The following is a 17781-nucleotide window of genomic DNA, read 5'->3' as shown; positions in this document are numbered from 1 at the left end:
AGCTGGGAAAGGACCCCCACCCATGACCGCGCTCCTCGACGCCGGCCGCCCTGACACGACCGGCGACGGCAAGACCGCCGCCCCCCGCTCCCGCCGCCGCGGGACGATCCGCGACCGGTTCCCCGGCCTCGCCCTGCCCGCGCTGATCTGGTACGCGGTGTTCATGATCGGCCCCGTGGTCGCGATGTTCGTCATCGCGTTCATGTCGTGGCCGGGCATGCTCACCACGCCGACACCAGCGGGCCTGGACAACTTCGCCCGCGTCTTCGCCGACGAGACCTTCTGGACGGCGACGGCGAACTCGGCGATCCAGATCGTCGTCGGCCTGCCGATCATGATCGGCCTCGCCTTCCTGCTCGCGTTCTACGTGGTGCAGAAGCCGCGCGGCCACCGCGTGCTGCGGTACCTGCTGTTCATCCCGGCGCTCATCTCCGCCCCGGCGACGGCGATGGTCTTCTACGCGATGCTCAACCCGGACGGCCTGGTCAACGGGTTCCTGCGCCCGCTGGGCCTGGAGGGCAACGAGTGGCTCGCCGACCCGACCACCGCGCTCGGCGCCATCATCGCCGTCGAGCTGTGGAGCGGCATCGGCTACTCGGCGGTGCTCATCGCGTCGCGGCTCGACGGCGTCGAGACCGAGATCGTGCAGGCGGCGCGGCTGGACGGCGCGAACGACTGGCGGCTGGCCTGGCGCATGTACTGGCCCATCGCGCGGGACTTCATCGGCGTCGTCGCGATGCTCCAGTTCCTGTCCATGCTGTTCAACTCGGCGCAGACCGTGCTGCTGCTCACGCAGGGCGGGCCCGAGAACGCGACCACCACGCTCGCGTACCTCATCTACCGCAAGGCGTTCGTCGAGACCGACCTGGGCTACAGCCAGGCCGTCGGCGTCGTCCTCTTCGTGATCGGGCTGCTCGGGATGTGGGCGATCCGCCGCACGCTCCGCGCCACGCACTGATCCCCGATCCGTCGCCTCCCGAACCTGCCCTGGAGAACCTCATGGCTCAGCGCGCCGCAGTCGCCCGTCGACTCCCCCTGCGCGACCGCATCGGCTCCATCACGAGCGGCACGCTCGCGTGGATCTACGCCGCACTGCTGGTCATCCCCTTCTACTACTTCATCGTCTCGTCGTTCAAGACGAACGAGGAGATCTTCGAGTCGCCGCTCGCCCTGCCGACGACGTTCGACTTCTCCAACTTCACGACGGCGATCCAGCAGGCCGACCTCGGCCTCGCGGTCGCCAACTCCGCGCTGACCACGGTCGCGGCGCTGGTGCTGACCCTGGTGCTCGCGCTGCCGGCGTCGTTCGCCCTGGCCCGGGCGCGCGGCAAGGCCGGGAAGATCGTCGAGAGCGTCTTCGCGCTCGGCTTCCTCATCCCGTCGTTCGCGGCGCTGTTCCCAACGTTCCTGCTCGCCGCGGCGCTCGGCCTGTTCCACACCCGCACGTTCGTGATCTTCCTGCTGCCGGCGACGGCGCTGCCGCTGTCGATCGTCATCCTGACGTCGTTCATGCGCACCATCCCGCGCGAGCTGGAGGAGGCCGCCTCCATGGACGGCGCGTCGTCGCTCCAGGTGCTGCGGCAGGTCTACCTGCCCATCTGCGTGCCGGGCATCGCGACCGTGCTGCTGCTCAACTTCCTGTCGTTCTGGAACGCGTACCTGTACCCGCTGATCCTGATCGGCCCGGACACCGCGCAGCGCACCATCCAGGTGGCCCTGCCGACCCTCAAGGTCGACGCCGGGACCGACTACGGCGTGCTGATGGCCGGGACCCTGTTCACACTGTTGCCCGTGTACCTCGTCTACACCGTGCTCCAGCGCCAGATGCAGCGCGCCCTGCTCTCGGGGGCGGTCAAGGGATGACCCACCCCCACCTGTCAGACGTACAGGTCCCCGGAGGGACCTGTACGTCTGACACCCGCGCCGCGGCTTTGCCGCTGGCTACACGTATTGGGCAAGTTAATCAGCGGGTGAAGGGGTGGGAGGCGGTCAGGTGGGTCGACGGCGCTCCCCGCGTGACCGACGTGCTGCGGCGTGAGGTGGACCGGTGGGGCGGGCTCGGGGCGCTGTACGGCGTGCTGCGCGCCGACCCGTGGTCGGCGGTGCGCTGGGACAACGGCATACCGCCCGAGCGCAGCGCCGAGGCCTACGCCGCGGTCCAGGACCACGTGAACGCCTTCGGCGACGGCATCCCGGTGCTGTTCGTCGAGGAGGCACCGCACGGCCTGATGGCGCTCGGCGGCACCACGCTGCCCGTGAACCTCGCGCTCGGCGCCGGCATGGACGCCGACCTGACCGAGGAGCTCGCGGCCGCCGTCGCCGCCGAGGCCCGGGCCCGCGGCACGCACGTCGCGCTCGTCTCCGGTCTCGACGTGCTGCGCGACCCGCGCTGGGGCCGCGCCGAGGAGTGCTTCTCCGAGGACCCGGCCCTGGCCGCGCTGCTGGTCGCCGCCACGGTGCGCGGCATGCAGGGCACCGCCTCGGCGGGCGACCCGATCGACGGCACGCACGTCGCCGTCGTCGCCAAGCACCTCGCCGGGCAGGGCGCCGGGATCGGCGGGCGCAACGGCTCGGGCGCACCGATCGGGCGCCGCGAGCTCGGCGAGATCCACCTGCGGCCCGCGCACGCCGCCGCGCGCGTGGGCGTCGCCGGCTTCATGGCCGCCTACAACGACGTCGACGGCGTGCCGTGCAGCGCCAACGAGGAGCTGCTCACCGGCACGATCCGCGAGCAGTGGGGCTGGGACGGCCTGGTCATGGCCGACGGCACCGCCATCGACCGGCTCCGCGACAGCTCCCCCGACCCCGCCTTCGCCGCCGCGCTGGCGCTGAATGCCGGCGTGGACCTGAGCCTCTGGGACGAGGCGTTCACGCACATCGAGCCCGCGATCGAGCGCGGACTCGTCGACGTCGCCGTGCTCGACCGCGCCGTGGACCGGGTGCTCGCCCTCAAGCGGCGGCTCGGGCTGTTCGGTGCGCCGACGCCGGACCAGCCCGCGGCGGACGCGGGCGCTGCGGACGTGCCCGGCGCCCCCGCGGCGGGCGCGCCCACTGCGGACGCGCCCGCCGGACGCGACCTGATCGAGCTCGTGGACCGCGCGGCCCGCCAGTCCGTCGTCCTCGTCGACGACGGTGGCCTGCTGCCGCTGCGCCCCGGCCAGACCCTCGCCGTCGTGGGCCCGAACGCCGACGACCTCGACGCCCAGCTCGGCGACTACACGCCGCCGCGCCCCGCGCCGGACCCGGGCGCCTCGACCGTGCGCTCCGCGCTCACGGCGCGCTTCGGCGCCGACCGTGTGCGGTACGCCGAGGGCAGCCGCCTGCGCGGCCCGCTCGCAGATCCGGGTGCACTCGACGCGGTCCGGGCCGCGAACGCCGGCGCCGACGTGTGCGTCGTGGTGCTCGGCGGCACGAGCCGGCGCACGTACGACGACGAGTTCGCCGACAACGGCGCCGTCGACGGCCCCGCGCTGGACACGACGAACGGCGAGGGCGTTGACCTGTCGTCGGTGGCGCTGCCGCAGGCGCAGCTCGACGTGGTCCGGGCGGCGCGCGCGGGCGGTACGCCGGTGGTCGCCGTCGTGCTGGACGGACGGCCGCGCGCGCTGACGGAGCTGCGCTCCCTGGCCGACGCGCTGCTGGTGGTGCCGTTCCCCGGTCCGTCGGGCGGCGAGGCCGTAGCGGCCGCGCTGTGCGACGGGACGGCGTCGGGCCGGCTGCCGGCGACGTTCCCGGCCGCGGACGGCGTCATGCCGGTGGCGCACGACGAGCGGATGGAGACGGCGCGCGGGTACGTGGACACCGACGTGCTCCAGCGCCTGCCCCTGGGCACGGCGCTGCTGCCCGGCATCAGCGCGCGCCTGACCGGCGCGGCGCCGTCCGTCGCCGCCTCCGCGCTCACCGCGGGCGGCACGGCGCACCTGACCGTCGAGGTCACCAACGCGGGCGCCGAGCCCCGGTCCGTCCCGGTGCCGCTGTACGCCCGCCGGCACGAGCCCGGCGTCCGGCCGCGCCGTCGTCAGCTCCTCGCCGTCCGGCGGGTGACCGTGGCGCCCGGCGCCACCACGGAGGTCGCGTTCGGGCTCGGCCTCGACGCGCTCGGCTCGTGGGCCAGTGGCGCGCCGGTCGCCGAGCCGGTCACGCTCAGCGTGTGGTGCACGCCAGAATCGGACCCGCCCGCCCACGCCCTACCGGTCCGCGTGACCGACCAGAACGGAGCCACCCCATGGGAGCGATGACGCGAACCCACCTCGACCCCGCGATCACGGCGACCCTGACGGAGGCCGCCGCGCGCGTGCGCGCCACGTCGGGCACGCAGGTGGGCGACATGGTCGAGGCCGCGCTGCTGCGCACGCTGACGGACACCGTCACGATGGGCGACGACGGCACGGCCTTCGTCATCACGGGCGACATCCCGGCGATGTGGCTGCGCGACTCGACCACGCAGCTCACGCCGTACCTGCGGTTCCTCGACACGTGCCCGCCGCTGGCCGACCTGGTCGCCGCCGTCGTGCGGCGTCAGCTCGCCTGCCTGGACCACGACCCGTACGCGAACGCCTTCAACGACGGGCCAACGGGCGCGCACTACGACCCCGAGGACGTGTGCGACGACCCGCACGTCTGGGAGCAGAAGTACGAGATCGACAGCCTGGCCTACCCGGTCACGCTCGCGCACACGCTGTGGCGGGCCACGGGCCGCACCGACGTGTTCGACGAGCGCGCCCACCGGGTGCTGCGCACGATCGTGGACCAGCTCCGCACCGAGCAGGACCACGACGCGTCGCCGTACCGGTTCCAGCGGGACACGGACATCCCCACGGAGACGCTCGCGCGCGAGGGCCGGGGCACCGCCGTCGGGCGCACGGGCATGACCTGGAGCGGCTTCCGCCCCTCGGACGACGCCTGCACCTACGGATATAACGTGCCCGCGAACCTGTTCGCGGCGCAGGCGCTGCTCGCGGTCGCACAGATCGCCGCCGAGGTGCTCGACGACGACGCCCTGGCCGCCGACGCGCGGGCGCTGTCCGGGGAGCTGGTGGCGGGGGTCCGGGCGTTCGGCGTGGTCCCCCTGCCCGACGGCGACGGCACGCCCGTCTACGCGTACGAGGTGGACGGGCTGGGCAACGCGCTGCACATGGACGACGCCAACACGCCGTCGCTGCTGTCGCTCCCCCTGAACGCGCCCGACGTGCTCGACGACGACGTGTGGCGCGCGACCCGCGACCTGGTGCTCAGCCCCGCCAACCCGTACTACGTGACCGGCACCGTGGCGAGCGGCATCGGCAGCCCGCACACCAAGCCGGGCCGGGTGTGGCCCATCGCGCTGGCCGTCGAGGCGCTCACCGGCACCCCGGAGGACCGGGTGCGGCTGCTCGCCGTGCTCGCCCGGACCGACGGCGGCACGGGGCGCATGCACGAGTCGTTCGACCCCTCGGACCCGACGGCGTTCTCGCGGCCGTGGTTCTCGTGGGCGGACTCGATGTTCTGCGAGGTCGCGCTCGTGGTCGCGGACGAGACGGAGGCCCGCAGCCTGGAGGCCGGCGGGGTGTGAGACCTGCCGGGTGTGCGGCACGCAGGGTGGTGTCAGCGGCGTGTGCTAATTTCGTCGCGATCGTGATTCGACGTGAGGAGGTGAGACCCGTGTACGCAGTGTCCCCATCGGGTGCTCCCCCGCGGTCCACGGTCGCGCGGCCGGCCTAGTCGCCACCGGGAGCGCCCGCGACTCAGCTCGCGAGAGGCAACTCCCATGCACACCACACCTTCTTCCGCCCTTGTCCTCGGCGGCGGCGGTTCCACCGGCAACGCCTGGCTGCTCGGCGTGGTCGCCGGCCTGTTCGACGGCGGCCTGGACGTGACCGCACCCGACCTGACCGTCGGCACGTCGGCGGGCGCGACGGCCGCGGCCCAGCTCGGCGGCGCGGCCCCGGCCGACCTGTACGCGGCGACGCTCGTCCCCGTCACGCGGCCCGGGGCGCCCGGGCCCGGCGCGTCCACACGGTCCGACGTCGGCCCCGCCGCCGCCCGTCCCGTCGTGGACCACCTGGAGCGGACGCGCCAGATCATCGACGCCGCCCACGACGCGGCCGACATGCGCCGCCGGATGGGCGCCTCGGCGCTCGCCCTGCCCGGGTCGTCGGACGACGCGGTGCAGGAGCGGTGGCGCGCCACCGTCGCCGCCCGACTGCCCGACCAGTCCTGGCCGCAGCGGACGGTGCTGCTGACGGCGGTCGACGCCGCGACCGGCGAGCCGGTCGCGCTCGGCCGGGACAGCGGCGTCGGCCTGGCGGACGCCGTCGCGGCGAGCTGCTCCAGCGGCTTCGCCTACCGGATCGGCGAGCACCGATACATCGACGGCGGCTACCGGGCGGGCGCCGAGAACGCCGACCTGGCCACCGGGTACGACCGGGTGCTCGTGCTGTCGCCGTTCGGCGGCGCGACCCGGACGCCGTTGGACTGGGGCCTGGACCTCGCGTCCCAGGTGGAGGCCCTGCGCGCGGGCGGCAGCCGGGTCGAGACGGTCTTCCCCGAGCCCGGCGCCGAGCACCTGTTCGGCGTCAACGCGATGGATGTCTCGCAGCGCCCGGCCGCGGCCCGGGCCGGGCATGCCCAGGGCCTGGCCCTCGCCGACCGGCTCGGCGTGTTCTGGCGCTGACGGCCGTGCCGGCACCCCGTGGCCGGCGGCGGGTCTCCCCCGACGTCGGCCACGGGGTCACGCGCTGCGCGAGGACTCCGGCGGGATGAGGCCGAGCTGGCCCGCGCGGGCCAGCGCGCTGGTGCGGTTCGACGCGTTGAGCTTGCGGTAGACCTTGCGCACCTGGGTGCGCACCGTGTTCACGGAGACGCCGTGCTCCTCCGCGATCCGCACCGCGCTGGCCCCGGCGGCCAGCCCGACCAGGACCGCCCGCTCCCGCCGGGTGAGCAGCACGATCGGGCCCGAGGCGGGGTGCCGGGCGTCGTCGGCGGTACGTACCAGGCCGAGCTCCGCGGGGTCGGTGCCGGTCCGGGCGCACAGGTCCAGCAGCTCGTCGTGCGGGAACAGCCCGAACGGCGGGAGCAGCCCCTGCCGCCCGAGCTCGACGGCGTGCTCGAACCGCGCCCGCGCGTCGTCGGTCTCCCCCGCGCGCAGGTGCACCAGGGCCATGACGAGCTGGAGCTCGAGCGCGTCCCGCGGGGTCACCCCGGCGTCGCGCATCGCCCGTCCCGCCACGGCGAGCGCCCCGTCGTTGTCGCCCGCCAGGAGCCGCACCCGGGCCGCGGGCGGCAGGAGCCGGCCGGTCGCGGCGACCTCGGCGAGGGCGACGACGCGGTTGCCCTCGCCGGTCGCCGCGAGCAGGTCGGCGTGGGCGCGCAGCAGCACCGGGTGGGCCCCGGGGCCGGGGCGCGCACCCATCCCGTGGGCGAAGCAGGCCGCGTCGAGGTCCAGCAGGCCGGTGACCGGCTCGTCGAAGGCCACGGCGTACGCCGCGCGGGCGGCGGCGAGGAACGGCCAGAGGTCGCCCTGCTCCTCGCCCGTGCCGGCCTCGTCCAGCGCCTGCGCGGCGGCGTCGACGTCCAGCCGGTCGATCGCGAGGAACGCCCGGGCGATGGTCGCGCCCAGCAGCAGGTGGTGCTCCAGCCACTCCGGGACCGGCCCGCAGCGCCGGATGCGGCCGAGCCAGCGCTCGGCCATGACGTGGTGCCCGCGCACCGCCGCGAGCAGCGCCAGGTTCGCGCAGGCCGCGGCGCCCGCGAAGTGCTGGTACGGCGGCGGGCCGGACTGCTCGTACGCGCGCCGCAGGTGCCCGACGGCGACCGCCGGGTGTCCCGCCACCATCGCCGTCACGCCCCGGTTCAGCGCGACCAGGCCCGGCCGGCCGATCCGGCGCTCCTCGCTCCAGGGCAGCACGCCCGAGTCGTCGGTGCGGAGCAGGTGGTCCTCGATCCAGGCGCCGATCGCCTCCGCCGCCCGGTACTGGCCCCGCACCCGCGCGGCGTGCATCGCCAGCACCCCGGCCGCGAGCGCGTCGCCGGGACGGGCGAACGAGCGGAGCCGCTTCGACAGGCGCGCGCCGTGCAGCTCGAACAGCCGCATCGAGGCGCGCAGCTGCGCGTCGTCGCGGGCCTCGGCGAGCTGGTAGGCCAGCACGCCCGCCATCAGCACGCGCGGGCGCCGGGCGACCACGGGGTCGGGCAGCCGTTCGAGCAGCCCCAGCAGCTCCGGGCCGTAGCGGCCCGGCAGCTCGAACCACCGCCGGTCGGCCAGGTCCTCGATCGTGTCCAGGTCGCCGGACGTGATCGCTTGCAGCACGCCGGCATCGGCGTGGCCGTTCATGTCGTCAACCAAAGTCGTTGCATCCCATTTCCACAGAGCGTCGACGCCGTTCGCCCTGCGGGCCACGCGCGGAGGCGCCTGCCGGCTCCGGGCGTCGGTGGCCCGTGCATCAGGTGGCGCAACTCCGGCGTTCGCCCTGTTCAGGGGCAACGCGGACACTCATCGGCCAGAGCAAGGCATCTTTCGGATGAGCTGTTCGACGGAACTATAAAGCATTTGGTAAAGCGTTCAACAGAATGTCATCTGCGTTTTCGGCGAAAAGCCGGAACTGTACATAAAGACCGCGACCGGCCCCTCGCCCCACCCGAGCACCGGGTGGGGCGAGGAACCGGTGTGGATCAGCCGATCGCGCGGCGTCGGACGGCGAGCATCGCCGCCGCACCGGTCAGCATCAGCAGCGCGGCGAAGCCCGCCGTCCAGGCCGGGTTCGCCCCGGTCGCGGCCAGCGAACCGCCCGGACCACCCGAGCCGCCCGGAGCCGGCGGGGCCGGCTCGTCCGGGTCCACCGGGACCGTCGCGGTCGACGGCGGCGACGTCGGCGGCGTCACGCCCCCGGGCGGGGTGCCCGTGGCCGTGGCCGTGTTGGTCAGCTCACCCGCGTCGAGGTCGGCGGCCGTGACCACGTACGTCGCGGTGCAGGTCACCGACGCGCCGGGCGCCAGGTCCGCCGCCTCGGCCGGGCACTCGACCGGCGACAGCTCGCCCGTCCCGGAGAAGTCCGAGTCGTCGACCGTGACGTCGGCGAGCGCCACGTTGCCGGTGTTGGTCACCTCGAAGCTGTAGGTGACCTTCTGGCCCACCCGGGTGATCTCCTTCGTGTCGGACGTCTTGACCACCTCGATGCCGGGCGCCGGGGTGCCCGGGATGTCCACGGTCGACGGCGGCGACTCCGGCGGCGGCGTGCTCCCCGGCGGGGTGCCGGTGGCCGTGGCGCTGTTGCTCAGCGCGCCGGCGTCGAGGTCGGCCTGCGTCACGACGTACGTCGCGGCGCAGGTCACGGAGGCGCCGGGGAGGAGGCTCGCGGCCTCGGCGGGGCACTCGACGGGCGACAGGTCACCCGAGCCCGAGAAGTCGGAGTCGTCGACCTCGATGTCGGTCAGCGTGACGTTGCCGGTGTTGGTCACCGCGAAGGAGTAGGTGATCTCCTGGCCGACCTCGCTGATCTCCTCGGTGTCGGAGGTCTTGACCACCTCGATGCCCGGCTCCGGGGTGCTGGGGATCTCGACGGTCGACGGCGGCGACTCCGGCGGCGGGGTGTCCCCCGGCGGCGTGCCGGTGGCCGTGGCCGAGTTGGTCACCTCACCGGCGTCGACGTCGGCCTGCGTGATCACGTACGTCGCGGTGCAGGTCAGCGAGTCCCCGGGCGCCAGGACGACGTCGGCGGGGCAGTCCGGGACGGGCGCCTCGCCCGTGCCGGTGAACTCGGTCTCGTCGACCGTGACGTCGCTCAGCGGCACGTTGCCGGTGTTGGTCACCTCGAAGTTGTAGGTGATCTCCTGGCCCACGGTGTACGACTCGGGGCCCGACGGCGTCGCGGACTTCACGACCTCGATGCCGGGGTCCGGCGCCTCGGTGGGCGTGCTGGTCTCCGAGGGCGGCGAGCCGATCGGGGTGTCCGTGCCGGGCGGGGTGCCCGTGGCGGTCGCGGAGTTGTCGACCGAGCCCGCCTCGACGTCCTCGTCCGTGACGACGTAGGGCTCGTCGGTGGTGCAGGTGACGGTGTCACCCGGCTCGACCGAGGTGGCCTCGCAGGTGATGGCGCCCACCTTGGGGTCGTCGATCGCCAGGTCGTTGATCGCGACGTCGCCGGTGTTGGTCACCTCGAACGTGTAGGCGATGGTGTCGCCCGTGTCCGTGATGCCGTTCTCGTTGACGTCGACGGGGTCACCGGCGGTCTTGACGAGCTCCAGGCTCGGGTCGCCGAAGGTCACGGTCGACGTGCCCGGGAAGTCCAGGCCGATCGCCGAGATGTTGTCGGGGCCGTTGGTGTAGCTGCCCGCCTCGTCGGAGGTCACGTTCACCGTGATGGTGCACGAGGCCATGCCGGCGTCCAGGTTGCCGGTCGCCTCGACCGCCGTGGCGCCGGCCGCGGCCGTCACGTCGCCGGCCGGGCAGGTGGTGGCGACGGCGGACGGGTCCGCGACGACCAGGCCCTCGGGGAGGGTGTCGGTGAACGACCAGCCGTTCTTGGCGGCCAGGTCGCTCGTGTTCGTGATCGTCAGGGTCAGCGTGGAGACGCCGCCGGTGGCGACCGACGTCGGGCTGAACTCCTTGTCGAGCTGCGGCGTCACGTCCAGCACGCGGATGTTGTCGTAGGCGCCGTCGTTGCCGCCGCCGTTGCCGTTCTCGTTGCGCATCACGATGCCGAACGAGCCCCCCGTGACGAGGGTCGAGCCGTCGGCCGGGAACCGGCCGCCGGTCACGAGGCGGGTGGTCCCGTTCTCGGTCGGCGAGGTGAACTGCGCCCCGCGCGGGTCGGTGCACGGATCGATGGCCGAGCTGGAGACCGGGATCTCCGTGCCGCTGCCGTCCACGAGGTAGAAGCGCAGCTCGGGGTGGCTGGCCTGGCAGTTCTGCGCGACGGCGTCCACGGAGAACGTCACGAACCGGCCCTCGGTCGTGAGCGTCAGCGGGGCGGCCGTGGCGAACTGCACCAGGTTGTCCGCGTCGTTGCCCGAGGTGTACGACGACGCCGCCGCGTTGCTCGCCGGGTCGGTCCCGTTGATGGTGCCGAGCGCGTGCGGCATCGCGGTCAGCGACGTGAAGGTCGCGGCCCCGAAGGTGTCGGGCTGCGAGCCGTTGCAGTCGCCCGGGACCCGCGTGCTGGTCTGGTTGATGATGAACCCGTTGCAGTCGTTCCGGTCCACCCAGAACGGGTCCGCGGTGTACGTCGTCCCGTCCGCGCCCGTGTAGTCGGTCAGGAGCACGTTCGAGTCCGCGGCGCGGTTCTCGAAGTCCTCGACGAACAGGACCGTCGGCTCCCCCGGCACCCCGGGGTTGCCCGGCGCGGCGACCGCGCTCGGCGTGACCGCCGTGAGCGAGGTGGCGACCAAGCCCGCCCCGACCAGGCTCAGCGCCGCCAGGACCGCCGGGACCCGCCCGCGTCGTCTCCTGGCATACCCGCCCTGGGTGGTCCTCGTCGTTGACCTTCGTGCTCGCATCTGTTGTTCCCCTCGCTCACGGGCCCGCGGCCCGCATCGAATCGACTACGGCGAGATCAATGCCATCGGCTCGGCGCCCGATCACCAGCCGGGGATCAAGAAATCACCAACCAAGTCATCAACCGGAGGTGGTTTTTCACCCCCTGGGGCATCGCGCGGGACGAACGCCGGGGTCAGCGGCCTGCCCTCGGCGACGCTTCGGACATACCGGAACGCACGGCCGGCCGACCGGATGTGCTCTCCGGGCCGGTCACGCCATCGGCGAACGCTTCACCGCGTGAGTCACGCGGACCCGTGATAGTCCTTTATTCGCTGCTCAAGACTTCTTTACCCGTCAGGCAACCCGGATCACTCGCAGTACGCAGGTGAAAGCAGGACACCGACAGAAGGAGCCCCGCGTGCAGGACCAGGCGACGAAGCCCGCTGTGCCCACCTCCAGCCCCAGCCGGCGCAGACTGTTGCGCACCACCTGGGCAGGCGCCGTCGCCACGGTGACCGCGGGAGGTCTGCTGCTCGCAGCGGTGCCGAGCATCCCGGACCAGCACGCACCCGGGGACGGTCGGGACCTCCCGGCCCGGTTCCTGGACGCCTTCCGGAGCGTGCCGGCGGTGCAGGCCGAGACCATGCCGCGGAACGTGACCCCGGACCAGATCGTCGCCGTCCTGGCGCGCGCGGACCAGCAGGCACGGGAGCAGGGCCCCGACCTCAGCCCGGCGGTGGCGCAGGCCGCGGCCGAGCTCGGCATGCTCTACACCACCTACCAGATCCAGCAGCCAGCGCCCCGCCAGGCGGAAGGGCTGCGCGTCCAGGACGCGCCGGTCGTGCGGGACCGGGACGCGGACGGCGACACGGACGGGAACAAGGGCCCGGACGACGACGGCGCGGAGCCGGCGCTCCAGGACGACCTGCAGGCCGTGATCCAGGTGTCCGACGAGCACGGCTCGACGATCAGGCCCGACGCCGAGAGTGACGCAGCGCCGGCGGCCGAGGCGGCGGCCGACGTGGCGTCGGAGGCAGCCGCCAAGGCTGTTGCCACGAGGGACGCGGCGTCGGCGCCGAGGTCGGCGGCGCGACGCGACCCGGCCGAGCCGCGCACCGGGGTCCTGGCAACGGCAGCCCGCCCGGCCGACGTCGTGCCGTGGGACCCGACGACGGGGCACGGCACCGCCGAGCTGGGGGCGGACCGCGTGACCTACGACGAGGTCGTGCTCGCGGCGGTACGCCTGGCGAACATGCTGGACCCGTCGGCGCCGAGCACCCTGGTCGAGGTGCAGCCCGCCGACCAGCACCAGGCCGCGCGCGAGGGGACGACGGCCGGTACGACGGGCGGTCGCGGGGGCGTTGGCCTCACGCTGCGCCAGAACCTGTTCGACGTGGTCGATGCGTTCGGCGACTCCACCGTCTCCTACGCCAACGGCCGCATCCCGGCCGGGGTGCTGTGCCCGCTGGACTTCGCGAGCGGGCACCTGCTGCGCTGCGACGCCGCGGAGCGCCTGGAGGCCCTGAGCGAGAAGTTCGAGGACGAGTTCGGGCACCCGATCCCGATCACCGACTCCTACCGGTCGTACGTGGCGCAGGTCGCCGTGGCGAGCGCGAAGCCGCACCTGGCGGCGGTCCCCGGCACCTCGAACCACGGCTGGGGCCTGGCCGTGGACCTGGGCGCCCCGATCTCGGGCGGCACGTCCGCCGAGTACGTGTGGCTGCGGGTGCACGGACCGGACTACGGCTGGGACAACCCGTCGTGGGCGCGGCCGGGCGGCACCAAGCCCGAGCCGTGGCACTTCGAGTTCTTCGCGGCGGGTGCGGTCCCCGACCGTGCGGTCGACCCGTCCGACGTCGGCACGTGGGGTTCGGACGACGAGACCGGGCGCTCGGACGACGAGGGCCCGCGCTACGAGGCCGCCGCGACCAGCTCCGGCACGAAGGACCGCTCGCCCGCCGACGACGCGGCGCCGCCGTCGGCCAAGCCGGCCGACAAGCCGGCCAAGAACCCGCCCGCGCAGAAGCCCACCAAGCCGAAGCCCAAGCCGACGCCCAAGCCCTCGCCGAGCGAGCCGAAGCCGACCCCGAAGCCGCCGGTGACCAGCCCGTCGCCCAGCCCGACGCCGGAGCCCTCGCCGAGCCCGTCGCCGTCGGACCCGAGCCCGTCGCCGTCGGTCCCGCCGTCCCCCTCCCCGTCGGTCCCGGCGCCCAGCCCGACGCCGGAGCCGAGCGCGCCGAGCCCGGCCCCGTCGCCCACGCCGTCCGGGGAGCGGCCGAGCCCGACGCCGGAGCCCGCCCCGAGCGGCAGCGGGACGCCGGCCTCGCCGGAGCCGTCGTCCAGCCCCTCGGCCACGCGTGAGTCCCTGCTGGGGCTCGCGAAGGACCTGGGCCTCACCGACGACGACGAGGGGTGAGCGGGGTCAGCCGCTGAGGTCAGCGGCTGAGCTCGACCAGCGCGAGGAGCGCCTGACCGTAGGCCTCGGTGGGCTCCGGGTCGGTGAACACCCGCGTCTGGTCGAGCAGCCGGACCTCGACCTCGTAGCCGTCGTCGGTGCGGCGCAGCGCGTGGAACGCCGAGCGCAGGAGGGTGCGGAGCTGGTCCTCGCGGGGCAGCCAGAGGGCGTCCTCGATCGAGACCGAGTCGAGCGCCCACTCGGTGGTTCCGTTGAAGCCCAGGATCGTGCCGGTCGAGTACTCGTGCGCCTCGATGGTCATGGTGCTCACGGTGAAGACGTCCCCGGCGAGCTCCGCCGCCCGGACCCGGAACTGGTCACCGTCCACGGGGGTCCAGACCAGGCCTGCGTCACGCAGCTTCGTTGCGAGTTCGGTGGAGATCATCGACCCATTCTGGCGATTATCGCCCGCGGGCGTCAGCGGGCCCTGTCTGCCACACCCACATCTTGACGAGTTGTAGAGATAGGGCGACCCTCGTAGAGGGCATCCAGCACGCGCCCGAGACCCGTCCGTTCAACAGAGGAGACAGCGATGAGCGACAACCCTCAGCTACTTCACGTGGCGACGTTCTGCGGCAAGTGCGACTGCGGCTGCCCGGAACTGTTCGTCGACCCGACCGCCGAGCCCCTGAAGCAGATCGTCATCACCGACGACTTCGGCCAGCGGATCCAGATGAGCCACGACCAGCTCGCGGACCTGGTGGAGCAGGCCCGGAGCGGTGCGCTGGACGCGGCGGCGCTCCAGCCGGCCTGACCTTCAGGGCGTTCCGTCCGGTATTCCGGACGACGGCAAAGGTGGCTGTCCACTCCCCGGTGGGCGGTCACCTTTGCAGTATGGTCCTGCCAGGAGGGCACTATGTCAGGCAGGACCCGCGCACGCGGACAGCTCGAGGCGGAGGTCATGCGCATCCTCTGGGACCACGAGGATGCCGTCGGAGCACGAGCGATCCAGGAGGGGTTCCGGGACGAGCACGTCCCGGCCTACACGACGCTCCTGACCGTGCTCGACCGCCTGGAGAAGAAGGGCGAGGTGGTCCGCATCGCGGCCTCTCCCCGCAAGGTCCGGTTCCGCCCCACCCGGTCCGACGGCGAACGCGCCGGCGCGGCGATGCTCTCCGTGCTGGAGGGCACCGGCGACCGCGAGGAAGCCCTGCTCCGGTTCGCCGACCACCTGAGCGCCCGCGACGCCGAGATGCTCCAGCGCGCCCTCCGCCCCCGGTCCACCACGGACCGACGCCGCGCGGGCTGAACCCGCTCCGGGCTCCGGGCTCCGGGCTCCGGGCTCCGGAGCAAGGTGTGCTCCGACAGGGGTGGCCGGGTGGGATGAATTTCGTTCGGCTGGGGCCCGGGTTTGCCAGCTCTGCCGGATTCTCTGGCAAGGCTGAATCGGCCGGGTCTCAGGTGAGCGAAGTTCGGCGCACCCGGCCAGTGCCGATCGGCAGTACCTTGCCGGGCGGGCTGAATCTTCGATTCGCCCCACCGCGCGCCAGGTCCGCACGTCGGCGCTACCGCCCGGCTGCCCTGCCGCCCGGCGGCGCGTCAGCCAGCAGCCTGCAGCGCGTCAGCCCGTCAGCATGAGGCCGCACATCGCGACCGTGCCGAAGCTCATCAGGGCACCCGCCAGCAGGTCGGAGCCGGTGCCGTCCCGGAGGGAACCGCAACAGCGCAGGTGCCGCACGAGGTCGGACAGGAACAGCGCTCCCCCGGCCACGAGGACCACGGCGAGCACCACGCCCGCGATCAGGATCGAGGTGTCCAGCGGCACGAGCGCCACGACGTTCCCGGCGCCGTGAGCACCGACGTCGTGACCGCCGGCCCCGTGACCACCGCCGCCGGGCACAGCAGTCCCCGCCCCGCCGGCGAACGCGCGCCCGGCGCCATGGCCGGCGGGCCCCGCCATGACGGCGAGCGCCCACACCATCGAGAGCATCATCACGGCGTGCACCACCTGGCACCGGGCGCTGCGGTGATGACCGGCGGGCCGGGCCGCCGTCGTCGGGCCGCGAGCCGGTGCACCACGACCCGGTGCACCAGGGCCCAGTGCGCCCAGGCCGTACCAGCCCGCGGCGCCCGCGAAGACGGCCGCGCCCAGGGCGAAGAAGGCGACCTGGGGCAGCGCGGGCAGCCGGGCCCACCAGGGCCAGACCATCGCCACCATCACGGCGCTCATGCCCAGGTGGAGCAGGTGGCTCGCCACGTCGAACGGCTGGCGGGTCGTGGCCAGGCGCCACAGGGAGTGTGCGGCGAGGGCGCCGAAGAGGGCGGTCGTCGCCCACTGCACCACTGGGTCCGACGTCACTGGCGCCCCCGCGTCCCGAGAAGTAACAGCGGCCGAACCGCCGCCGACATTACCACATGATGTAGAGATATCGGAGGGTTCCCGGGACGACGGGGGCGATCAGGGCGTGGCTCAGGGCGTGGCGCCGGCCTCCTGCCCCGCGCGCCGCGCCCGCACCAGCCCGACGACGACGTCGACCACGACGAACGCCACGAGCGTGTACCCGACCAGCGGCAGGAACGTCCCGACCACGAGGGCGACCGCGGCGACCAGGAGGAGCCCCCACCAGGGCGCGTCCTGGAGCGCCCCGCGCCGCGGGGCCGGTCCACCGATACCGCGGGGCTCGCGGGTGGGCCGCCGCTTCCACCACATCAGGTAGCCGAGCACCACCATCGCGCCGATGCCGAGTGCGAGCACGAACAGCACGAGCTGGTTGGCGAGGCCGAACAGCAGGCCCATGTGGAGGTCGATCCCCCAGGTGGTGAGCTTGGCGGGCAGGGGGAAGCTCGCGAAGTCGGTCCGGTGCACCACCTGCATGGTGGTGCCGTCGACGGCCACGGCGTCGGCCTCGGTGGGCACGTCGCTCTTGTTCTCCTGCACCGTCCACGCCAGGCCGGGCTCGGCGGGCGGCTTGATCTCGACCTCGCCGGTGTTCACGTTGATGCCCTGGGCGATCGCGAGCACGGCGTCGAACGTCGCGGGGTTCGCGGCGCCCGTCGGCGCGGACGAACCGCCGCCGTGCTCCGCGTGCTCGTCGGCCCCGCCGGCGGACGTGTCGCCGGAGAGCCGGGTGTCCAGGGCGGGCGTGGTCCAGCCGAGGTCGCTGCGCAGCTCACCCACGTTGCCGCCGCCGTGCTGGGACCAGGTGATGCCTGTGACCGAGAGGAACACCGCCCCCAGCACCACGACGGCGCCTGTCGCGGTGTGCCAGGACAGCAGCCGCCGGTATCCGGTGGCCTTGCGCTTCGGCCGGACGGCGCCCGCAGCCCGCCGGGCGGCCCGGAGCCGGTTGATCCACAGCACCAGGCCGACCACGGCGACGATGCCCAGCCAGGACGCGGCCAGCTCGCTGTAGAGCCGGCCCGGGTCGCCGAGGTGCAGGCTGCGGTGCAGGTTGGAGATCCAGGTCCGCAGCGGCAGCGCGCCGCTGGACCCGTAGACCGTGAGGTCGCCGCGCACCTCGCCGGTCGCGGGGTCGACGAAGATCGCGCGGGACTCGCTGGGCCCCAGCCCGTCCTCGGCGAACATGACCCGGGTGGTGTCCCCCGGCTCGGGCGCGGGTCGGACGGCGGTGAGCGCGGCGTCGGCGCCCACCTCTCCCTGGGCGACCTCGATCTGCTCGCCCAGGGTCAGGGCCGGGTCGGCCACGGGGGCGTGCAGCTCCTGGTCGTAGACGACCTGCTCGATCGCGGGGGTGAGCGCGTAGAGCGCGCCGCTGGTCGCGGCGACCAGGATGAACGGCCCCACGAGGAGGCCGGCGTAGAAGTGCAGCCGCCGCAGCAGCGGGCCGAACCAGGGGCCCCGGCGTGGCGGGGGCGGTGACGGGTCGGACGCCGGTGGTACGTCGGTGCCGGTGAGGGTGTCGGTCATGAAGGG

General features: G+C 73.7%; 13 protein-coding genes. 8 read left to right on the top strand and 5 right to left on the bottom strand.

Annotation, left to right across the window (positions count from 1 at the left end):
- Window positions 1-22 precede the first annotated feature (22 nt).
- From FHX71_RS02640 to FHX71_RS02620, 5 genes are all read left to right on the top strand, one after another.
- Window positions 23-958, top strand: a complete 936-nt coding sequence (locus tag FHX71_RS02640) for a carbohydrate ABC transporter permease (protein WP_182614293.1) — start codon at window positions 23-25, stop codon at window positions 956-958.
- Window positions 959-999: 41 nt separating this feature from the next.
- Window positions 1000-1863 (top strand): carbohydrate ABC transporter permease, encoded by an 864-nt coding sequence (locus tag FHX71_RS02635; RefSeq protein ID WP_220489439.1) that lies wholly within the window; start codon window positions 1000-1002, stop codon window positions 1861-1863.
- A 152-nt stretch (window positions 1864-2015) separates the two neighbouring features.
- The gene (locus FHX71_RS02630; RefSeq protein ID WP_312876900.1) at window positions 2016-4238 is read left to right on the top strand and encodes a glycoside hydrolase family 3 N-terminal domain-containing protein; all 2223 of its coding nucleotides are present in this window, start codon (window positions 2016-2018) and stop codon (window positions 4236-4238) included.
- Window positions 4235-5551 (top strand): glycoside hydrolase family 125 protein, encoded by a 1317-nt coding sequence (locus FHX71_RS02625; protein WP_182614291.1) that lies wholly within the window; start codon window positions 4235-4237, stop codon window positions 5549-5551. Before FHX71_RS02630 ends, FHX71_RS02625 begins: the two co-directional genes overlap by 4 nt.
- A gap of 195 nt (window positions 5552-5746) precedes the next feature.
- Entirely contained in the window at window positions 5747-6652 is a 906-nt protein-coding gene (locus tag FHX71_RS02620; protein ID WP_182614290.1) for a patatin-like phospholipase family protein, read from the top strand.
- Between the two features lie 57 nt (window positions 6653-6709).
- Here FHX71_RS02620 and FHX71_RS02615 read toward each other — a convergent pair whose 3' ends face one another.
- Window positions 6710-8311 (bottom strand): helix-turn-helix transcriptional regulator, encoded by a 1602-nt coding sequence (locus FHX71_RS02615; RefSeq protein ID WP_182614289.1) that lies wholly within the window; start codon window positions 8309-8311, stop codon window positions 6710-6712.
- A gap of 338 nt (window positions 8312-8649) precedes the next feature.
- Window positions 8650-11472, bottom strand: coding sequence for a CLIPPER-2 domain-containing protein (locus FHX71_RS02610; RefSeq protein ID WP_182614288.1), 2823 nt, complete (start codon window positions 11470-11472; stop codon window positions 8650-8652).
- Window positions 11473-11870: 398 nt separating this feature from the next.
- On the opposite strand from FHX71_RS02610, the gene FHX71_RS29910 reads away from it, so the two are divergent.
- Window positions 11871-13868, top strand: coding sequence for a M15 family metallopeptidase (locus FHX71_RS29910; protein WP_182614287.1), 1998 nt, complete (start codon window positions 11871-11873; stop codon window positions 13866-13868).
- 19 nt (window positions 13869-13887) lie between these two features.
- On the opposite strand, the gene FHX71_RS02600 is transcribed toward FHX71_RS29910, so the two are convergent.
- Complete coding sequence (locus tag FHX71_RS02600) at window positions 13888-14292, bottom strand: pilus assembly protein CpaE (protein WP_182614286.1); 405 nt, start codon at window positions 14290-14292, stop codon at window positions 13888-13890.
- Between the two features lie 147 nt (window positions 14293-14439).
- Between FHX71_RS02600 and FHX71_RS02595 the strand changes: the two genes are divergently transcribed.
- Window positions 14440-14661 carry a hypothetical protein gene (locus FHX71_RS02595; protein ID WP_182614285.1) on the top strand — a complete coding sequence of 74 codons (222 nt, stop codon included), beginning with the start codon at window positions 14440-14442 and terminating at the stop codon, window positions 14659-14661.
- Between the two features lie 102 nt (window positions 14662-14763).
- Complete coding sequence (locus FHX71_RS02590) at window positions 14764-15156, top strand: BlaI/MecI/CopY family transcriptional regulator (RefSeq protein ID WP_182614284.1); 393 nt, start codon at window positions 14764-14766, stop codon at window positions 15154-15156.
- 312 nt (window positions 15157-15468) lie between these two features.
- Here FHX71_RS02590 and FHX71_RS02585 read toward each other — a convergent pair whose 3' ends face one another.
- Both FHX71_RS02585 and FHX71_RS02580 read right to left on the bottom strand, forming a co-directional pair.
- Window positions 15469-16206 carry a DUF5134 domain-containing protein gene (locus FHX71_RS02585; protein ID WP_182614283.1) on the bottom strand — a complete coding sequence of 246 codons (738 nt, stop codon included), beginning with the start codon at window positions 16204-16206 and terminating at the stop codon, window positions 15469-15471.
- Window positions 16207-16317: 111 nt separating this feature from the next.
- The gene (locus FHX71_RS02580) at window positions 16318-17775 is read right to left on the bottom strand and encodes a PepSY-associated TM helix domain-containing protein (RefSeq protein ID WP_182614282.1); all 1458 of its coding nucleotides are present in this window, start codon (window positions 17773-17775) and stop codon (window positions 16318-16320) included.
- Window positions 17776-17781 lie beyond the last annotated feature (6 nt).

It is taken from the genome of Promicromonospora sukumoe, assembly GCF_014137995.1.
Classification (GTDB): Bacteria; Actinomycetota; Actinomycetes; order Actinomycetales; family Cellulomonadaceae; genus Promicromonospora; species Promicromonospora sukumoe.
The sequence above is the reverse complement of the archived record's forward strand: the minus strand, read 5'-3'. Positions and strand labels throughout refer to the sequence as shown.

Bases quoted from the DNA above. Each gene is read 5' to 3' on its own strand.
- FHX71_RS02640 (WP_182614293.1), top strand. From the start codon at position 23: ATGACCGCGCTCCTCGACGCCGGCCGCCCTGACACGACCGGCGACGGC.
- FHX71_RS02635 (WP_220489439.1), top strand. From the start codon at position 1,000: ATGGCTCAGCGCGCCGCAGTCGCCCGTCGACTCCCCCTGCGCGACCGC.
- FHX71_RS02625 (WP_182614291.1), top strand. From the start codon at position 4,235: ATGACGCGAACCCACCTCGACCCCGCGATCACGGCGACCCTGACGGAG.
- FHX71_RS02620 (WP_182614290.1), top strand. From the start codon at position 5,747: ATGCACACCACACCTTCTTCCGCCCTTGTCCTCGGCGGCGGCGGTTCC.
- FHX71_RS02615 (WP_182614289.1), bottom strand. From the start codon at position 8,311: ATGAACGGCCACGCCGATGCCGGCGTGCTGCAAGCGATCACGTCCGGC.
- FHX71_RS02610 (WP_182614288.1), bottom strand. From the start codon at position 11,472: ATGCGAGCACGAAGGTCAACGACGAGGACCACCCAGGGCGGGTATGCC.
- FHX71_RS02600 (WP_182614286.1), bottom strand. From the start codon at position 14,292: ATGATCTCCACCGAACTCGCAACGAAGCTGCGTGACGCAGGCCTGGTC.
- FHX71_RS02595 (WP_182614285.1), top strand. From the start codon at position 14,440: ATGAGCGACAACCCTCAGCTACTTCACGTGGCGACGTTCTGCGGCAAG.
- FHX71_RS02590 (WP_182614284.1), top strand. From the start codon at position 14,764: ATGTCAGGCAGGACCCGCGCACGCGGACAGCTCGAGGCGGAGGTCATG.
- FHX71_RS02580 (WP_182614282.1), bottom strand. From the start codon at position 17,775: ATGACCGACACCCTCACCGGCACCGACGTACCACCGGCGTCCGACCCG.